This window comes from Comamonas avium, assembly GCF_014836675.1.
Lineage (GTDB): Bacteria > Pseudomonadota > Gammaproteobacteria > Burkholderiales > Burkholderiaceae_C > Comamonas > Comamonas avium.
In genome coordinates this window covers 406,382-425,782 of record NZ_JACSQK010000005.1, presented here as the reverse complement: position 1 = coordinate 425,782, position 19,401 = coordinate 406,382, and the positions used below count along the sequence as shown (strand labels likewise).

Annotated in this window: 15 protein-coding genes; 8 read left to right on the top strand and 7 right to left on the bottom strand. The window is 59.3% G+C overall.

All coding sequences use genetic code 11. The annotated features are described in order from the left end of the window. Positions 1-238 precede the first annotated feature (238 nt). Both H9646_RS12225 and H9646_RS12220 read left to right on the top strand, forming a co-directional pair. Positions 239-598, top strand: a complete 360-nt coding sequence (locus H9646_RS12225; protein WP_191723635.1) for a CidA/LrgA family protein — start codon at positions 239-241, stop codon at positions 596-598. Then, complete coding sequence (locus H9646_RS12220; RefSeq protein WP_191723634.1) at positions 595-1,317, top strand: LrgB family protein; 723 nt, start codon at positions 595-597, stop codon at positions 1,315-1,317. Before H9646_RS12225 ends, H9646_RS12220 begins: the two co-directional genes overlap by 4 nt. Here H9646_RS12220 and H9646_RS12215 read toward each other — a convergent pair. Continuing rightward, positions 1,305-2,252, bottom strand: coding sequence for a LysR family transcriptional regulator (locus tag H9646_RS12215; protein WP_191723633.1), 948 nt, complete (start codon positions 2,250-2,252; stop codon positions 1,305-1,307). The two genes, H9646_RS12220 and H9646_RS12215, sit on opposite strands and share 13 nt — an antisense overlap. 225 nt (positions 2,253-2,477) lie before the next feature. Between H9646_RS12215 and H9646_RS12210 the strand changes: the two genes are divergently transcribed. The 3 genes from H9646_RS12210 to H9646_RS12200 all read left to right on the top strand — a co-directional run bounded on the left by H9646_RS12210 (position 2,478) and on the right by H9646_RS12200 (position 6,445). After that, positions 2,478-3,671: an acyl-CoA dehydrogenase gene (locus H9646_RS12210; RefSeq protein ID WP_191723632.1), complete on the top strand. Its 1,194-nt coding sequence runs from the start codon at positions 2,478-2,480 to the stop codon at positions 3,669-3,671. 315 nt (positions 3,672-3,986) lie between these two features. Next, positions 3,987-5,246, top strand: coding sequence for a CaiB/BaiF CoA transferase family protein (locus H9646_RS12205; RefSeq protein WP_191723631.1), 1,260 nt, complete (start codon positions 3,987-3,989; stop codon positions 5,244-5,246). 233 nt (positions 5,247-5,479) lie between these two features. Further along, positions 5,480-6,445: a tripartite tricarboxylate transporter substrate binding protein BugE gene (locus H9646_RS12200; RefSeq protein WP_191723630.1), complete on the top strand. Its 966-nt coding sequence runs from the start codon at positions 5,480-5,482 to the stop codon at positions 6,443-6,445. Positions 6,446-6,686: 241 nt separating this feature from the next. Here the strand turns inward: H9646_RS12200 and H9646_RS12195 are convergent, their stop codons facing one another. Continuing rightward, on the bottom strand, positions 6,687-7,649 hold the full coding sequence (locus H9646_RS12195) for a helix-turn-helix transcriptional regulator (protein ID WP_191723629.1): 963 nt from the start codon (positions 7,647-7,649) through the stop codon (positions 6,687-6,689). 141 nt (positions 7,650-7,790) lie between these two features. Between H9646_RS12195 and H9646_RS12190 the strand changes: the two genes are divergently transcribed. Next, complete coding sequence (locus H9646_RS12190) at positions 7,791-9,776, top strand: TonB-dependent receptor domain-containing protein (RefSeq protein WP_191723628.1); 1,986 nt, start codon at positions 7,791-7,793, stop codon at positions 9,774-9,776. Between the two features lie 65 nt (positions 9,777-9,841). Then, on the top strand, positions 9,842-11,647 hold the full coding sequence (locus H9646_RS12185; RefSeq protein WP_191723627.1) for an alpha/beta hydrolase-fold protein: 1,806 nt from the start codon (positions 9,842-9,844) through the stop codon (positions 11,645-11,647). A 111-nt stretch (positions 11,648-11,758) separates the two neighbouring features. Here H9646_RS12185 and ahpF read toward each other — a convergent pair whose 3' ends face one another. Both ahpF and ahpC read right to left on the bottom strand, forming a co-directional pair. Then, the gene (gene ahpF / locus H9646_RS12180) at positions 11,759-13,315 is read right to left on the bottom strand and encodes an alkyl hydroperoxide reductase subunit F (protein ID WP_191723626.1); all 1,557 of its coding nucleotides are present in this window, start codon (positions 13,313-13,315) and stop codon (positions 11,759-11,761) included. A 95-nt stretch (positions 13,316-13,410) separates the two neighbouring features. Next, entirely contained in the window at positions 13,411-13,974 is a 564-nt protein-coding gene (ahpC, locus tag H9646_RS12175) for an alkyl hydroperoxide reductase subunit C (RefSeq protein WP_191723625.1), read from the bottom strand. A gap of 236 nt (positions 13,975-14,210) precedes the next feature. Between ahpC and bfr the strand changes: the two genes are divergently transcribed. Further along, positions 14,211-14,693, top strand: coding sequence for a bacterioferritin (gene bfr / locus H9646_RS12170; protein WP_191723624.1), 483 nt, complete (start codon positions 14,211-14,213; stop codon positions 14,691-14,693). An 81-nt stretch (positions 14,694-14,774) separates the two neighbouring features. Here bfr and H9646_RS12165 read toward each other — a convergent pair whose 3' ends face one another. The 3 genes from H9646_RS12165 to H9646_RS12155 all read right to left on the bottom strand — a co-directional run bounded on the left by H9646_RS12165 (position 14,775) and on the right by H9646_RS12155 (position 19,162). Continuing rightward, a complete protein-coding gene (locus tag H9646_RS12165; RefSeq protein ID WP_191723623.1) occupies positions 14,775-15,737 on the bottom strand; it encodes an alpha-E domain-containing protein in 963 nt (320 codons plus the stop codon). A gap of 135 nt (positions 15,738-15,872) precedes the next feature. Further along, positions 15,873-17,417 carry a circularly permuted type 2 ATP-grasp protein gene (locus tag H9646_RS12160; RefSeq protein ID WP_191723622.1) on the bottom strand — a complete coding sequence of 515 codons (1,545 nt, stop codon included), beginning with the start codon at positions 17,415-17,417 and terminating at the stop codon, positions 15,873-15,875. Positions 17,418-17,788: 371 nt separating this feature from the next. Beyond that, positions 17,789-19,162 carry an SEL1-like repeat protein gene (locus H9646_RS12155; protein ID WP_191723621.1) on the bottom strand — a complete coding sequence of 458 codons (1,374 nt, stop codon included), beginning with the start codon at positions 19,160-19,162 and terminating at the stop codon, positions 17,789-17,791. Positions 19,163-19,401: the final 239 nt, after the last annotated feature.

Genomic DNA, 19,401 nt, shown 5'->3' with positions numbered 1-19,401 from the left:
AAGCCTGTGGACAACTCGATCATCTGCAGGGACAACAGCCTCTAAGCCATTGTTTTTCCTGGCTTCACCTTACCCTGCCTAGAAAGCAGGCAAATCTTAGAAAAGCATAGCTGCCTGCGCTTAATTGATAAGCATCAGCAGCAAAAAACACGCACAGTCACTTATGCAGCAAAACAGGCATTGCCAAAGCTGGCAGACCCCCTAGACTTCGCATCCATTGTTTTGATGGATGCTTGCCATGTTGTATGCGTTAGCGGCCTTGTTCACCTTTCAACTGGTGGGTGAGGCCATGGTTCAGTTTTTTCAACTTCCCTTCCCTGGTGCCTTGCTGGGTGCCTTGCTGCTGCTCATCGGCTTGCTGATCTACGGACGCCTGCCGCAGGCCCTGGAGCAAACCTCGCAGATGCTGCTGCAAAACATGATGCTGCTGTTCATCCCGACGATTGCAGGCGTCATGCTGCACTTTGACCGCATTGCCAACGAATGGAAGCCATTTCTGGTGGCGGGCATTGCAGGCGCAGCGATCACCTTTTTAGTGACTGCCTTCACCTTCAAGTGGATGCTGGCCCGAGAAAAACCACAGCAGGAGGCACCATGAACCAGTGGGACAACCTGCTTGCCAGCCTCTCTGTCACCCACCTGCCCTGGCTGGTGCTGACCATGGCCGTGTACCTGGCAACCATGGCGCTGTACAAGCGCTACAAATGCCACCCGATGCTGATTCCCGTTTTCCCCTCGGTCATCATCATCGTCTGCGTGTTGCTGGCCACGGATACCCCTTACGCCACTTACAAGCAAGGCGTTGAGTGGCTCAGCATTTTGATTGGCCCAGCCACCGTGGCGCTGGCCATCCCGCTGTATGCACAGCGTGCGCGCATTTATGCGCTGTGGCGCCCTATATGTGTCGCTCTGAGCATTGGCTGCGTGGTGGCCCTGTTCTCGGCCATGGGCATTGCCTGGGCGCTGGGCGGCAGCTGGGAGACCATCATCTCGCTGGCCCCCAAGTCAGCCACCATCCCGATTGCACTGCCCATGTCTGAGCGCTTTGGCGGCCTGCCATCGCTGGCCGCTGTCGCCGTCGCCGTCACTGGCATCAGCGGCTGCATGATGGCCCCCCTGCTGCTGCGCCTGATCGGCAGCAAAGACCCCGCTGTCGAGGGTTTTGCACAAGGCCTGACGTCCCACGCCATTGGCACGGCACGCGCCATTCAGATCAATCCCACAGCCGGGGCATTTGCTGCATTGGCCATGGGCTTGAACGGTGTGCTGACGGCACTGCTGATGCCCCTGAGCGTAGCCGTTTTTCAGCGGCTTTGAGCCTCTGCGCACTGCTGCGCCATCGCTTTGAGCCAGCTTGAAAAAGCCTGCAGCACATTCGATGGTGCCTGCTGCGCGGGGGTGATGAAGTAATAGCTGCGCTCACCGCGCAAAGGCTGGGCACTGGCCACCACCAGCTCGCCACGCGCCAGCTCGGCTTCAATCAGCATTGGCGGGATCAGCGCCACCCCCATGCCATGCGTGGCCGCCACAGCCAGCATCGAAAACAGCTCATAGCGCGGGCCATCCATGGCCCGCGGGGCATCCACCCCTACCGACTGGAACCACTGCGCCCAGCCTTGAGGGCGCGTACTTTGCTGCAACAAAGGTAAATCTGCCAGCGCCTGTGGCTGCAGCGGCTGCCATGCCCGCCCCGGTGCCCGCTGCGTGGCGCGGTCCAGCAAGAGAGGGCTGCACACGGGCACCACATCTTCATCCATCAGGTGCATGGCCTCAATTCCTGGCCAGTTGCGCACTTGCTCGGGGGTGCCTGCATACAGCGCGGCATCAAAGCCCGTATCGGCAAACAAAAAAGGGCGTGTTTGCGTGTCGATGTGCACGGTGATATCAGGCTGGGTTTTGGCCAGCAGCGGCAGGCGCGGCATCAGCCAGCGTGTGGCAAAGGTGGGCACGGCTGCCAGTTTGATAGTGCCGCCCGTGCCCTGGTGGGCCATCAAATCCAGCGTGTCACGTTCCACACCCAGCAACCAGCTGCGAACCTTGCGCGCATAGGCATCGCCCGCTGGCGTCAGCGCCACGCCATGGCGGGTGCGGCGAAACAGTTCCACCCCGACAAACTCTTCCAGCGCAATCACCTGGCGCGACACAGCCCCCTGTGTCAGCGCCAGCTCTTGCGCTGCACGCGTGTAGCTTTCGTGGCGGGCAGCGGCCTCAAAACAGGCCAGCGCCTGGGTAGAAGGAATGGAACGGCGCATATCAGGGTGCCAAGCAAAAACTGGGGACAGAGGCAATGCTGCCGCAAAACAGCTATTTTCTCAAGCAAGAAATGCAAAAAGCTCATATCTGGATGCAAACAAATGGTTTGCCTGGGCACAGCCACCTTCGTACGATGAACTCCATAACGCACAAGGCATGCGCGCAGTCACATCGCAGCGTCACATGCCAGCGCCCCCTACAACTGAGCATTCAAGGAGCACAACATGGCCAGCAACTTTCAGTGGAATGACCCCTTCCAACTCGACCAGCAACTGACAGAAGACGAGCGCATGATCCGCGACGCGGCCTATGAGTACTGCCAGGGCAAGCTCATGCCCCGCGTGCAGGACATGTTCCGCCATGAAAAGACCGACATCACCATCTTCCGCGAGATGGGCGAGCTGGGCCTGCTGGGCCCCACCATTCCGACCGAATACGGTGGCGCAGGCCTGAACTATGTGAGCTACGGTCTGGTGGCCCGTGAAGTAGAGCGTGTGGATTCGGGCTATCGCTCCATGGCTTCGGTGCAGTCGTCACTGGTGATGGTGCCCATCAACGAATTTGGTACCGAAGCGCAAAAGCAAAAATACCTGCCCAAGCTGGCCTCGGGTGAATTCATCGGCTGCTTTGGCCTGACCGAACCTGACCACGGCTCCGACCCCGGCTCCATGGCCACTCGTGCATACAAGGTGGACGGCGGCTACAAGCTCAAGGGCAGCAAGATGTGGATCACTAACAGCCCCGTCGCAGACGTGTTCGTGGTCTGGGCCAAGGAAGTGTCTGAAGGCGGCAACGTCGGCCAGATTCGTGGCTTTATTCTGGACAAGGGCATGAAGGGCCTGAGCGCACCGGCCATCCACGGCAAGGTGGGCCTGCGCGCCTCGATCACCGGCGAAATCGTGATGGACGATGTGTTTGTGCCCGAAGAAAACGCCTTCCCCGAAGTGCGCGGCCTCAAAGGCCCGTTCACCTGCCTGAACAGCGCACGCTTTGGCATTGCCTGGGGTGCCATGGGTGCGGCCGAGTTCTGCTGGCACACCTCGCGCCAGTACACGCTGGACCGCAAGCAGTTTGGTCGCCCTCTGGCTGCCAACCAGCTGATTCAGAAAAAACTGGCCGACATGCAGACTGAAATCACGCTGGGACTGCAAGCTGCCCTGCGCGTAGGCCGCATGAAGGATGAGCACCAGAACGTGGTGGAAATCACCTCGCTGATCAAACGTAACAACTGCGGCAAGGCGCTGGACGTGGCCCGCCTGGCACGCGACATGATGGGCGGCAACGGCATCAGCGACGAGTTCGGCGTAGCACGCCATCTGGTGAACCTGGAAGTGGTGAACACCTACGAAGGCACGCACGATGTGCATGCGCTGATCCTGGGCCGCGCACAGACCGGCATCGCCGCTTTTGCTAACTAAGCGCGCAGCAAAGATCGCACCGGAATACGTCGTTGCACCCGCTGGTCGTAGCGCTGCTACTGCCTGCGCGGGTGACGCCTCTTTTCCGCCGCGATCTTCACTGCTGGGCTGCAACCTTTGCGGTCTCCGCCTAAGCTGAAACGCCCCGCTCAACCTGCGGCGTGTTTTGCAAGTTGCCGCCACAGTATTATTTATTTATTTATGAGCTACTAGCGCCTGTTATTGCTTGCTTTCAGATATAAAAGTATCTGAAACGCTTCATACATATGCGCTAGCTGCTCTTTTTTTCCTCGCCTTGAATGGCAGGAGTTGCACATGCCAAGCACTGCATCTACGCCCGGCGCGCTGTCGGGCATCAAGGTTCTGGATTTATCGCGCGTGCTGGCTGGCCCGTGGGCCACGCAAATGCTGGCCGATTTGGGTGCAGACGTGATCAAGGTAGAGCGCCCCGTAGCTGGAGACGATACGCGCCACTGGGGCCCGCCCTTTTTAAAGGACGACGACGGCAACGACACGCGCCAGGCCAGCTACTTCACCGCCTGCAACCGCAACAAGCGCTCCATCACCATCGACATGGCCCATCCTGAAGGGCAGGCACTGCTGCGCCGTATGGCAGCCGAGGCAGATGTGCTGGTAGAGAACTTCAAGGTGGGCGGCCTTGCGCAGTACGGGCTGGATTACGACAGCCTCAAAACACTGAACCCCAAGCTGATCTACTGCTCCATCACCGGCTTTGGTCAAGACGGGCCTTATGCCGAACGCGCCGGCTACGATTTGATGGTGCAGGCCATGTGCGGACTGATGAGCATCACCGGCCATGCCGATGCACAGCCCGGCGGTGGCCCACTCAAAGTCGGCGTGGCTGTGATCGATGTGTTCACCGGTCTGTACGCCAGCAATGCCATCTTGGCTGCAATCAACGCCCGAGACAGCGCGCGCAATGGCTCAGGCACAGGCCAGTACATCGACATGGCGCTGCTGGATGTGGGCATGGCCGTGCTGGCCAACCAGGCGGCTGGTTTTCTGGCCACTGGCCAGACTCCGGAGCGCGCTGGCAACACACACCCCAGCCTTGCGCCTTACCAGGACTTCAGAACCAGCGATGGCAATGTGCTGCTGGCTATTGGCAACGATGGGCAATTTGCACGCTTTTGCGCTGCCGTACACCAGCCCGCACAAGCCCAGGACGCTCGTTTTACCACCAACACTGGCCGTGTACAGCACCGCGCAGCGCTGCTGGAATGGCTGCAACCGCTGATGCAGACACGCTCCACTGCCGAATGGATTGCGCTGCTGCAAGACAAGGCCGTGCCCTGTGGCCCCATCAACACCGTGGCGCAGGCTTTTGATGACCCTCAGGTGCAGGCACGCGGCATTCACATGACCTTGCCATGCCAGACAGGCAATGACATTGCCCAGGTGGCCACTGTAGCCAGTCCGATGCGCCTGTCAGCCACTCCCGTGAGCTACCGCAGCGCACCTCCCACCCTGGGCCAGCACACACAAGAGGTGCTGCAGGAGCTGGGATTGAGCGAAGACGAAGTGCATGCACTGAGGACCGCACACGTGCTGTAACCACGCCGAGGCTGGGTGGCGTTTGGCTTGCGCTCCCAGCACCATTTTTTCACAGCCAGCTATCACGACATGGTGCATTCAAGCCAGGGATTTATGCGCCCGTAAATTACAAAAATAAGCATCAGCATTTACCCTTCATCAAGGGTTATCACCCAGCAAAAGCACGACCGTGCGCACCAAGCCGCCTTTTACGATGTGCGTCACATTGACAACAACAACGAGGAAATAAATACATGTTGCGTCGCACTCTTTTGGCCTTGGCCGCCCTGAGCACCCTGGGTGCCGCCCACGCCCAGTCCAACTACCCCAACAAGCCCATCAAGCTGCTGGTGCCTTTTGCCGCTGGCGGCACCACCGACCTGATTGCCCGCGTTGTCGCTGACCCGCTGGGCCGCGAACTGGGTCAGCCCGTGATCGTCGAAAACAAGGGTGGTGGCGGTGGTGCAATTGGTGCTGCTGAAACCGCCCGTGCTCCTGCCGATGGCTACAGCCTGGGTCTGGCTACCGTTTCCACCACGGCCACCAACCCGGCCATCAACCCCAAGATTCCCTACAACGTGTTCACGGACTTTGCGCCGATTGTGAACATTGCCGCCACGCCCAACATCATTGCAGCCAACCCCAAATTTGTGGGTCAGGACTACAAGTCGTTCCTGGCAGAAGTCAAAAAGAACCCCGGCGTGCATTCGTTTGGCTCACCGGGCACAGGCTCCATCGGTCACCTGATGATGGAAATGTTCATGCTGGCAACCGGCACACAGATGCAGCACGTTCCCTACCGTGGTTCGGGCCCTGCATTGAACGATGCAGTAGCCGGCCAAATTCCGCTGATTTTTGACAACTTCCCATCCGCTCTGCCCTTTATACAAAGCAAGCGCCTGACACCGCTGGTGGTGGCTGCACCCCAGCGTCTGGCTGTCTTGCCCAACGTACCCACTCTGGCTGAAGTAGGTGCCCCCGGCGTCAATCGCATGGCCTACTACGGCATCGTTGGCCCCAAGGGCACGCCCAAGGACGTTGTGGACAAGATCAACAAGGCCGTGCACAAAGTGCTGCAAGACCCAGCAATTCGCAAGCGCATTGAAGACACCGGCTCGCTGATCGTGGCGGACACCCCTGAAAAATTTGCGCAGGAAATCAAGGCTGAATACACCGCCTACAAGGAAGTTGTGGACAAGCAAAAGCTGACCATGGACTAAGCAAGCGCTATTTAGCCGAAAACCAAAGCCCCGCATGCGGGGCTTTTTGCATGGCGCAGGCACATCGATGGAGCAAGCCCCGTTCAGGGCCATGCAAGCAGCTGCCCAGTTAGACCCACTGCCCCCACCCTCTGGATCGTCGTGGCCTGGCCTTGTCGTACGTCTTTACTTCTGTAATTCTGTGGCTTTGCGCCTCGCCTTTAACACAACCCAAAGATTTGCCAGGCGGTGTTCGCGGCTCTTAATGCGCCAGCAGCTTGAGGCTGGAGGGCAGCATGCCAAAGTGATCCCGAAATGCTGCTGAAAAATGCGTACTGCTGCGGTAACCCGCCATGCCCGCCGCCTGTGTCACGGTGGCACACCCCTGCTCCAGCGCAGCGCGCGCACGAAGCAGGCGCTGCACACGCAGAAAACGCCCCAGGCTCTGGCCAGCTACCGTTGGGAAATGACGCTGCAGATGCGCCACGCTCATACCGGCGTGCCGGGCAATGGCGGCCACATCCATGCCATCTGCCGCCGGGGTCATCAACCAGTCTCTCAGCGCCGCCAGCCGTACGTGCTGACGCACCCCGGTGCGCGGCAGCGGCGCAGCCCCTTCTTGCGTGCTGCCAATCTCTACGCTGGCCAGGGCTTCCAGCACGATTTGCATGCACCGGCTCTGGTTCCATAAAGCGTGCAGGTGATCTGGCAGCGGGCAGCCACGGTGCAACTGGTCGGCCAGCACCAGCGCACGGGCAGAAGGCTGCCACGGCGCCACTGCCAGGTGCTGTGCCATGAACTCTGCCACCCGCCCGTGCAGCACACCGGTCTGGGCCAGCCACTGCGGGGTGAGTGTCAGCACCAGCTTGCGTTCATGCCGCCCAATGCGCCACTGCCGCATGAACCGGTCGGTACGTGCCAGCGCCACCATGGCGGCGCAATGGCCTGCCTCACGGGCGCGCAGGTGCAGGCGCAAAGCGCCATACGACAGCTGCGTCTCCCCTTCCAGCACCAGCACGATCTTGATCCCCGGATACAGCAGATTGGACGTGCGCATGGTGCACAGATCACGCACCGCCGTGCGGTACAGAACCATGCCCTCCTGCACTGACAGCACCTGCATGCTGCCTTGCAGCACATCGGTGGCAGCCGTCACCCCAAGGTCCCCCACGATGTATTCCTCGCCCATGGGCAGCAATGACTGCTCAATGTCTGGAACGTGCAAGACAGCGCCAGGTTGTGAGTGAAAAACAGCGTTTTTTGAATGAAATTCAGACATCAGAAGTGGCCAGAGGCAGAGGAAAAACACACATCTAAATAAAATTAATTCTCATTTAATCACATCTCCGCCGGAGCCTTGACCACCATGCCGTTCACCATGCGCCCTTTGTCGCTGGCCTGCCTTTGTGCATTTGCCCTTCACGCCCACGCCCAGCAGGCAAGCCCTGAGACGAACCTGGCAACCGTCGTGGTCACTGCCAGCGGCAGCGAGCAGGACATCAAAGATGCACTCGCCAGCATTTCGGTCATCACACAGCAAGAGCTGCGCCAGCGCCCCGCGCACGAGCTGGCGCAGCTACTGGCTGGTGTGGAAGGCGTGACGCTCAACCGCAGTGCCAATGGCACGCCCACCATTCAGATGCGGGGGTTCGATCAGGCCTACACACTGATGCTGATCGATGGCAAGCGCGTTAACTCCAGCACCTCCATGTTCCGTGGCGGTACCGCCTATGACAGCGGCTGGGTGCCTCTGGACGATATTGAGCGCGTAGAAGTGGTGCGCGGCCCCATGTCTTCGCTGTACGGCGCAGATGCCATTGGGGGCGTGGTGAACATCATCACAAAACCCATCGGCAAAACGTGGAAGGGCTCGATCACCGCCGAGACCGTCCTGCAGCAAGACCGTGATCTGGCGGACAGCCAGAAGCTGGGCTTTTCCATGAATGGGCCGCTGATCAGCGATACGCTGGGCATCAAGCTGTATGGCAACTACGACCACCGCTCAGACAGCAAGGCTCAAAGCACATTCAACGCGGGTTACCCGCTATTTGCCCGCACGCTCAACCGCCATGCGGGCGGCCAGCTGGCATGGCGCCCTGATGCACGCCAAAGCCTCACACTGGATGCCGATGTCAGTAACAAGACACAAGGCATGTACACCATGGAGCGCGATGCCTTCGCCCTGCGCCACAAGGGCAATTGGAATGCACTGGTCACCGAGCTGACAGTCTCGACCGATGAGATCCGCAACCTCAAAGGCATGATCGATACACAGACCAACCCCAACAAGTCCAACACCTTCGGCGTCAACGGCAAGGCCAGCTTTCCCGTGAGCTGGGGCAACCAGTTCTTGACCGTGGGCTTTGATGCCCGCAAAGAGCGTCTGTGGGACCCCGCCAACCTCAAAGGCCTGCCCGGCGTACCCACCACACAGAGCTCGCCCACTACATCGGTCAAGCAGTACGCGGTGTTTGTGGAAGACGAAATCCGCTTGACCGACCGCTTTGCCATCACGCTGGGAAACCGTTTTGACCACCACGAAAACTTTGGCGGCCACCACAGTCCACGTGCCTATGGCGTCTTTCATCTCAACGATGCCTGGACCTTCAAGGGCGGCCTCTCGCGCGCCTTTCGCACCCCGACGCTGGTGCAAAACAGCCCCAACTGGGGATCGGTCTCCTGCGGCAGCGCCACTACAGGCTGCTACATCATCGGCAGCCGCGACCTCAAGCCCGAGACCGCAATCAGCAAGGAGCTGGGCATTCAGTACACGCAGGGCGTGCACAGTGCCAGCGCCACGGTGTTTGATACCAAGCTCAAGAACATGATCGACATTGAAAGCCGCACGCGCGATGTCACGCTGGCTCCTGGCTACGACAACTTTGTCGGTTTTCTGCCCGATGGCCGCCCCATCTTCAGCTACCAGAACATCAACAGCGCCCGCACACGCGGTCTGGAAGGCAGCTGGAAATGGCAGGCCTTGCGCGATGTGGAGTTCAAGACCACCTACACCTACCTGTCAGCCAAGAACACGAGCAAAGCCGTACACACCCTGCTGGTTAACCGCTCACGCCACAACCTGAATGTGGACGCCGACTGGCGAGTCAATGCGCAGTGGAATCTGGGAGCCACCTGGCGCATGCAAAGCGAGCAGCCCCTCAATGCAGCCAATACCGTGTACAAGCCGGGTTACGGTCTGGTGGATCTGAGCGCCACCTGGCAAGTCAGCCCACGCACCACCTTGCGCGGCGGTGTACTGAACGTGGCCGACCGCACGTTTGACCGCATCAACGCCAGTGACTACAGCGAAGAAGGCCGTCGCATCTACGTGTCGTTAAACGCCAGGTTCTGATGGAGCAGCCCACAGCCAGCCCGTACGTATGCCGTACGGGGCTTTTTTCATCCATGCCACCCACCATGCGGAACCAATTCTGTCTTTCATTTTTCAGGCTACTGGCCACCTGCACACTGCTGGTGGGCATGGCCGCAGCCTGGGCCAGCAGCTCCACTGCCCAGTGCAGCCTGCTGCCCGATAAACCAGATACGCGCTGGCCTTCATGCAGCCAGGTGCTGGCAGGTCATGCCCTGGAAGTGCAGGCCCAGGCCGGGCAGGTGCTGCTGTGGACGCTGGACAGCGGCACCCATGCGCATACCGTGCGCCTCACCGATCCAGATGGCCGGCTGCTGCGCCACTGGCCTGCCGTTCACAACGGCACACAAGATATAGGCTGGGTGACCCCCACCACTGGCCGCTATCGACTAGAGGCACACAACCCATTCTTTACGCAGACCGACGTGCAGCCCACCTGGCAGCTCAAAACCAGCGGCCCGGCGCTCGCTGATGCGGCCCCTGCGGCAGCCTTGCCAGCAGCTGTGCAAAGCCCTGCTTTGCTGCATCTGCAGGTGCAGCTTGCGCAGGCAACACCTGCACAAAAGCTTGCTTTGATCCAAGAGTTCTGGTCTGCCACCCTCACCCAAGGCACCCCCCTGCTGGAGCCACTGCCCCATCAACCCCGAGAAGCCCTGGTCACCTTTCTGTGGCGTGCGCCTGCGGGCACGCAAGACCAGCCCCACCATGTGCGACTGGAATGGGCCATGCGCTCCGCAGAGCCTTTCACATTCCAGCGCCTGGCAGATACAGACATCTGGCATCTGAGCCTGCCGCTGCCACGCGGCTTGCAGGCCGCCTACCAGTTGGTGGTTGACCCCGTGCAATGGCCCTCCGTGCTGGCGGCCAGTGTGGCCCCCAGCCGCATGCAGCGTGTACAGACCCAGCAACTGTCTGCCCAGCGCGACCCGCTGAACCCGCACCGCTGGCATGCCGGATCGCCGGAGCTGCCCGCAGGCAGTGCGGCCGCCGTTCATGCCGAACGCTCGGTGCTGAAGATTGCTGCCACAGGCCCCTTGCGCAACATGGCTGCAGATAGCACCACGCCAGCCAGCGTCACCCAGTTACCCTCGGGCCAGTTGCAGCACCTGCGCTACACCAGCGCACTGCTGGACAACACGCGCAGCCTCAGCCTGTACCTGCCTAGTGGCAGCCACGCCGCAGGCAGCCTGCCACTGCTGGTGCTGTTTGACCGCGAGGCCTATCTACAGCGTGTGCGCATTCACCAGCGTCTGGATGCATGGATCGCCCAGGGTCGCCTTGCGGCCATGGCCGTGCTGCTGGTAGGCAACCCACAGCGTGCGGATCGCGCCACCGAGCTGCCCCCTCATACCCCGGCGTTTGGCAACATGCTGGCCCATGAGATGCTGCCCTGGCTGCGCGGGCAGCATCCCGCGATTGCCACACGGGCACACCAAGTGGTGGTAGCTGGCTCCAGCTATGGGGGGCTGGCCGCTGGCTGGCTGGGCTGGGCACACCCAGAGACTTTTGGCAATGTGCTCTCGCTGTCTGGCTCGTACTGGTGGACACCCACTGCACCCAAAAACGAGCCTGCCCCGCACCGCTGGGCCGAAGGTGACTGGTTCATGCGCCAAGTGCTGCACGGTCCCACCCACGCCGTACGCTGGCATCTGGCCTACGGTCTGCTGGAGCGCGGTGTTCAGGGCGAGGCCGGCATCATCGACAACAACCGCCACTTGCGCAACGTCTTGCAAGCCAAGGGCTACACCGTCACCACCCATGAGTTTGCGGGCGGGCATGACTATTACGCCTGGGGCGAAGAAATCGCTCTGGGGCTGGAGGCCCTGCTGGGCACAGGCACGCAGCCCCGTTGAATGCCCACCTGCATGTATGCCCACAAAAAAAGGACTGCCTGGGCAGTCCTTTTTCAATGGCTTTGCGCGCTTGGCAGGCACGCGCATCAAGCCAACGTCACGATCTAGCCATCAATGGCGAATCAGATGGTCAAAGGCCGACAGTGCTGCCGTTGCACCTGCACCCGCTGCAATGATGATCTGCTTGTACGGCACGTTGGTGCAGTCACCGGCAGCAAACACGCCCGGTACATTGGTCTCGCCACGGGCGTTGATTTCGATCTCGCCAAAGCGCGTCAGGTTGACCGTACCCTTGAGCCAGTCGGTGTTGGGCAGCAGACCGATCTGCACAAAGATACCTTCCAGCGCGATCTGCTTGATCTCGTCGGTGGTGCGGTCCTTGTAGGTGATGCCGGTCACTTTCTTGCCGTCACCGTTCACTTCGGTGGTCTGGGCATTCAAGATAACAGTCACGTTAGGCAGGCTGCGCAGCTTCTTTTGCAGCACGGCATCAGCCTTGAGTTCAGCGGCGAACTCCAGCACCGTAACGTGCTTGACCAGGCCAGCCAGATCAATCGCAGCCTCGACACCCGAGTTACCGCCACCGATCACGGCCACGTCCTTGCCCTTGAACAGGGGGCCGTCACAGTGCGGGCAGTAAGTCACGCCCTTGGTGCGGTACTGCTCTTCACCGGGCACGTTCATGTTGCGCCAGCGGGCGCCGGTGGACAAGATTACGGTCTTGGCCTTGAGTGTGGCACCGGACTCTGTCTGCACCTCGATCAGACCGCCTTCGGTGGCCGCAGGAATCAGCTTGGCTGCACGCTGCAGGCCCATGATGTCCACGTCATAGTCACGGATGTGGTTTTCCATGGCCGCCGACAGCTTGGGGCCTTCGGTCTTGCTGACCGAAATGAAGTTCTCGATGTCCACGGTATCGAGCATCTGACCACCGATGCGGTCGGCTGCAATACCCGTGCGAATGCCCTTGCGCGCCGCGTAGATGGCTGCGGCTGCGCCAGCAGGGCCACCGCCGACAACCAGCACATCAAACGCGTCCTTGGCCGAGATCTTGGCAGCTTCGCGGGCAGCAGCGCCGGTGTCCACCTTGGCGACGATCTCACCGAGCTCCATGCGGCCTTGGCCAAAGCGCTCGCCGTTGACGAACACTGTGGGCACGCCCATGACTTCGCGGTCCGTCACTTCTTGCTGGAACAGGCCACCATCAATTGCGGTGTGCGTGATGTTCGGGTTCAGCGCGGCCATCAGATTCAGCGCCTGCACCACGTCAGGGCAGTTGTGGCAAGACAGCGAGTAATAGGTCTCAAAGTTCAACGGCGTATCAATCGCCTTGACTTGTTCGAGCAGGTCTGCAGATTCCTTAGAGGGATGTCCACCCACGTGCAGCAACGCCAGCACCAGGGATGTGAATTCGTGCCCCAGAGGCACGCCCGCAAAACGCACACCGGAATCTACGCCCGGGTTGGTAATCAGAAACGATGGCTTGCGCACATTCAGATCATTGTTCTCACGAACGGTGATTTTGTCGCTGAGCGCGGCCAGATCGGCCAGCAGCGACTTGACTTCACCAGCCGCCTTGCTGTCATCCAAGCTTGCCACCAGTTCGAGCGGCTTTTGCAGACGTTCGAGGTAAGCCTTGAGTTGGGTTTTGAGGTTGGCGTCCAGCATAATAGTCAATCCCTAATGAAATATTTATTTAATAGTCAACGATAGCGAGGTTGAAAAAAAGCCCGGGTCCTCCCCGGGCTTTTTCCGGGCAAAGATTAGATCTTGCCGACCAGGTCCAGCGAAGGAGCCAAGGTTGCATCGCCTTCGTTCCACTTGGCAGGGCACACTTCACCGGGGTGGTTACGCACGTATTGAGCGGCCTTGACCTTGCGCAGCAGGTCTTCTGCATTGCGGCCAATGCCTTCAGCAGTGATTTCCACGGCTTGAATCACACCATCGGGGTCCACAATGAAGGTACCGCGGTCAGCCAGGCCGACACCGGGACGCATCACTTCAAAGTTGTTCGTGATCACGCCGCTTGGGTCGCCAATCATGGTGTACTTGATCTTGCCGATGGTTTCGGAAGAATCGTGCCAGGCCTTGTGAACGAAATGTGTGTCAGTGGACACCGAGTAGATTTCCACGCCCAGCTTCTGGAACTGGTCGTAGTGGTCAGCCACGTCGCCCAGCTCTGTGGGGCAAACAAAGGTGAAGTCGGCAGGGTAGAAGAAGAACACAGCCCACTTACCCAGCACGTCCTTTTCGGACACTTCGATGAACTTGCCGTCCTTGAAAGCGGAGGCTTGGAAAGGCTTGATAACGGTGTTGATAACGGACATGTTGTTTCCTTATGTGATACAGCTGAGAACACTGTGTAGTCTAAAGCCTATGCAGAATAATTTCAATCAATTGATTTAATACTATTGATTATCAAAAACTATTTAACTCTAACGAGAACGCAACTCAGCATCACACGCAGCCAATACGCACGCGCGTGGTTTTGCTTGCCACACTTGGTGATGCCGCAGGAGTGCATGACAATGCACTCACCCCTCACAACAACAAGGAGTCCCTCATGAAAGGCGATCCGCAAGTCATCGCTGCGCTGCAAGCCCAGCTGAAAAACGAATTGACGGCAATCAACCAGTACTACATGCACTACCGCATGTACAAACACTGGGGTCTTGAGGCCTTGGCCAAGATTGAATACAAAGAATCCATCGGCGAGATGAAGCACGCTGATGTGCTGATGGACCGCATCTTCATGCTCGATGGCCTGCCGAATCTGCAAGATCTGGGCAAGCTGCAAATCGGTGAAAACGTGCCAGAAGCACTGCAGTGCGACCTCAACCTGGAAACTGCCGCGCAAGCCACCATCAAAGCAGGCATCCGCACGGCAGAGACAGCCCATGACTTTGTCTCGCGCGACCTGCTGCTCAAGATTCTGGATGACACAGAGGAGCACATCGATTTCCTCGAGACACAGCTGGACCTGATCGAGAAGGTGGGCGTGCAGAACTACCTGCAAACGCAAATGGGCGAAGCCGAAGCACATTGAGCGTGAGTGGTTTGACCATCAATAAAAAGAGCCCACTGGGGCTCTTTTTTTATGTGCATCGCCATGTGCATCGCCTAAAGCCTAAAGCTCGGGCACCAGATAGTCCTTGGCAATGAACTCACCGAGTTGATTCACGCGATCCAGAAACTGCGTGAGGTAGGCGTGCAGACCCGTTTCCAAAATCTCGTCAATCTGGCCGTACTGCAAATCTGCCAGCAGTCGCCCGGCCCTGCGCTGGCTGTCTAGAGCGCCTTCGTGCGCCACAACTTTCAGGTTGTAGACCACCTCTCGCAGACAGGCATGCAAAGAGCGCGGCATGTCTGCCCGCAGCACCAGCAACTCTGCCACACGCTCTGGGGTAATCACATCGCGGTAGACCTTGCGATAGACCTCAAAGGCCGAGACGCTGTGCAGCAAGGCACTCCAGTGATAAAAATCAAACTGCTGCACACCTTTGCGGCTGGGGTCTGTGCCGTAGTAGTCTCGCGAAATTGCGTGAAAGCGCACATCCAGCAAACGCGCGGTATTGTCTGCACGCTCCAAAAATGTGCCAAGGCGCAGAAAGTTAAACGCCTCGTCTTGCAGCATGGTGCCCAGCACCACGCCCCGCGAAAGATGCGAGCGGTATTTCACCCATTCAAAGAACTGCCCCGGATCTTTTTCCAGAGCACCGTCTTGCAGCTGCTTGCGCAGCGCCAGCCAGGTCTGGTTTTGCGTTTCCCAGACTTCCGTCGTTAACGTGCCGCGCACCGCCCGCGCATTTTCACGCGCAGCACGCAGACACGAGACGATCGAGGTGGGATTGGTCTCGTCGGCCACCATGAAGAACAAGACGTTGTCGCGTGTCACTTGCCGGTATCGGGCCTGGTAAGCCGGAACCAGTTCGCTGATGGACAGCACCCCTTGCCACGCTCGCTCGGCATCTTCCGGGCGCATGGGGAGCATGGAGGTGTCGTAGCTCACGTTCAGCATACGGGCGGTGTTTTCTGCCCGTTCGGTGTAACGAGACATCCAGAACAGGTGATCAGCAGTGCGACTTAGCATGAGCTCCTCCCGGGCAAAAAAACCCGCGCCTGCTGCGCAGGCTGGCCGTGTTGTGATGCAAGTGCAGCGCACTTGTCTGCCCGTTCGGTGCAGACAGGCATCCAGCACAGGTGATCGGCAGTTGTACTCAACATGTCACAGCCCTGCGCTCAAAGACTGTTCCATGGCCCATGGGCGCATGGTCTGTGTCATGCCTGGCGGGATGTGCGCAGCGTGATCCACACTCCCAGCCCCCATCACCCAGGTGTCTTTGGTGCCGCCGCCTTGGGAAGAGTTGACCACCAAAGAGCCCTCTTTCAGGGCAACGCGTGTCAGCCCACCGGCCACCATCCGCACTTGCTGGCTGCTGCTCAGCACAAAAGGCCGCAGATCAATATGTCGTGGGGCCACACCGGCCTCCACCATGGTGGGGCAACTGGACAAACTCAAGGTGGGCTGTGCAATGTAGCCCGCAGGATTGGCCAGCAAGGCACGTCGGAAGTCTTCAATTTCAGCGCGGCTAGAGGTGGGGCCAATCAGCATCCCGTAGCCCCCTGCGCCATGCACCTCTTTGACCACCAGCTCAGGCAGATGAGCCAGCACATATTTCAGGTCATCTGGCTTGCGGCACAGCCAGGTCGGTACGTTATTGAGGATGGGCTCTTCGCCCAGATAGAAACGGATCATGTCAGGCACGTACGGATAGACCGACTTGTCATCCGCTATGCCTGTCCCTACAGCGTTGCAAATGGTGACGTTGCCTGCGCAGTAGGCATCCATCAAGCCCGAGCAACCCAGTGTGGATGTGGGCCTGAACACGTCGGGATCCAGAAAGTCGTCATCGACACGGCGATAGATCACATCCACCCGCTGCAGGCCTCGGGTTGTGCGCATGTAGACGACCTTGTCACGCACAACCAAGTCTTGCCCCTCGACCAGCTCTACGCCCATTTGCTGGGCCAGAAATGCATGCTCAAAGTACGCACTGTTGTACATGCCAGGCGTCAGCACCACCACGGTGGCAGAGGCACTGGCTGCAGCCGGTGGCGCACTGGCGCGCAAAGTGTCCAGCAGCAAGTCGGGGTAATGCGCCACAGGCTCCACGGCATGGCTGCTGAAAAGCTCCGGAAAGAGCCGCATCATCATCTTGCGGTTTTCCAGCATGTAAGACACGCCGGAAGGCACGCGCAAGTTGTCTTCCAGCACGTAATACTCGCCCTCACCGAGCGCATTCGGGGCACGCACAATGTCAATGCCCGCAATGTGCGCATAAATGTTGCCGGGCACCTGCACCCCTTGCATTTGCGGACGGAACTGAGCATTGCCATCAATCAGGTCACGCGGAACAATCCCCGCCCGCAGAATGTCCTGCCCGTGGTAGATGTCGCCAATGAAACGATTGAGGGCCGTAACGCGCTGTACTAAGCCTTGCTGCATGCGCAGCCATTCATGCGAGGGGATGATGCGCGGAATCAAATCGAACGGAATGAGCCGCTCCGTGCCCGCACCACTTTCGTCCTTGTCGCCATAGACGGCAAAGGTGATCCCCACGCGCCGAAAGATCATCTCGGCCTCCGCCATGCGGGCTTGCATGGTGGCGTGCGGCTGGCGCGCCAGCCATTGGGCATAGGCCTTGTAATGGGCCCGTACATCACTGCCGTCAAAGGGCAGCATTGCGTACATTTCGTCGAATTTCTGCATGCTTGCACGCCTCCTGCGAATGGATTGCCTGTTATTGAGCAAGAATCAGGCCTGACAGCCCTGCCCTCCTCGAAAACGATGCCATTCCTGCACTTTATGTGTCGGTCAGTGTAGCAATGCAGCCCCGCACCAAGGCACAACTGGCGAGCAGTACTCGGGGGTATGGAACGCTCGCGCAGCACAGATTCAGGGCTCCCGCAGCGCCACAGGTGTGGGCGCGCTGACCAAGTTGACTGCGCTTGTGGTCACGGCAAAGCATCGCCATCACAGCCTGCCCCCAGCGGTTGCAATAGCCTGACCTACCAATGGTCATCTGCGGCTGCGCTGGGTGCAAAAAAGCCGCACCAATGGGCACAGGAGCCTGCGCCCAACTAAAACCTGGGAATCGGCAGCTCTATGGCTTGCATGTCGAGCTGCAAGCGGTCATCGGCCTCCTTCAAGGCCAGTGGCAAGGTGAAGTTCGGAAAGGCAAGAGCCAGCACTGCGCCATCACTCAGGCTTGCTCGAATATGCTGCGGCAAAGGCTCGACAAGCGTGGCACAACCGTCTTCATCGACATGCCCTTCGATAGGAAGACGCTCTGGTTTTTCCAGTGAACGGTGCACCTGCAATCGCCACGAAGTGTTAAAGCCAAGGTTGTAAGTGCCGCCATACAGCTGGCTCAGACCCAGGCCACAAGCTTGCAGGTACAGCGGCTTATCGGGCAAGGCCTTGGCCTGCTTGCGCTGACTCTGCAGAAAATGCCCCCACTCCAGACGAGACAAGACGGAGTCAGCCCGCAAGCCATCGCCGTCAGCAGCCTGCAACACCCGCAGCCTGCCTGCACCGTCTTCGAGTGCGGCCAGATCCGTCTCGTATCGAAGCACTTCCACAAGGCGGCTAATGGCTGGCCGGGCAGCCTCCTTCAACCCCAGCAAAGCGGCTTGCTCGTAGTGATACGCTTCTGCCCGGCGGTCAACAGCAGGCAGCCCCAAACCTTTGGCAGCCATGCGCGCCAGATGGTAGTGCGCCACAGCCACCTTGCGCTGCGCACCTTGCTGCAAAGCCTGTCGGGCACCGCTGAAATCTTGCTCCTCCAGCAGCATGACGCCATAGTTGCTCCATGCCTGCGCGTTGTCGCGAGCCATGCCCTTCTTCAACCCTGCCAATGCCTTGCCCCGCAGCCGCTCACGCGTGTCTTCTGTTGGAACGCTGAAGTGGTTATTGCGCAGCGCCAAATATGCCTGCAGATAATTGCGCGAGGCTTCCATCAGCGAGGTGATGTCCGCATCCTGCTCATAAGACAGGACAAAGTAGTCTCCCGCTTGCTCGGCCCTGACAACCGCGCCATGGCGCTGCACCTGATAGTCGCGATCGCCAGGGCTGTATGCCTTGCCCAGATTGAACAGTGTCGGCATCAGCAAACCACGCTGCAACGCCTCTTCCAGCAAAGGAATGGCCTCGACAGAGCGCTTTTCACTCATGAGCACAGTGCCAAGATTGTGGCTGGCGCGTGCTGAGCCTGCGGCGCGTGCTTTTTCGTAATAGCTTTTGGCGAGCGCCTCGCTCTTGTCTACACCTTGCCCAAGGTGATAAGCCTTGCCCAGCAGGAACAAGGCTTGCGCATCCCCTGTGGCTGCAGCGCTGTGAGCCTTTGGCAAAAACTCGCCATAGCGCTCCTGATTGAACAAGGCATCCAGATCGGCGGCAGCAACAGCATGTGTGAAACACAGGCTGAGGGACAGGGCAATAAACAGTCGCGACATGGCATCAATCTCGAGGGGACAGCGGCGCAGACACAAGCCAGATGCCAGGCACGACGCTTTGACCGCAAACAGGTCAGACGGGAATTTTTCGAACAGACAATTTCAGGCAGCCGCAGGCAAACCTGTATGGGCACTTGTGCAGTGTTTCTGAATGGATCGCCAAGCATGATAGCTGCGCTTAACGCAGCGAAAGCCACCACGACGGGGGCAATCTATCGGCAATGCACTATAGAGCTGTG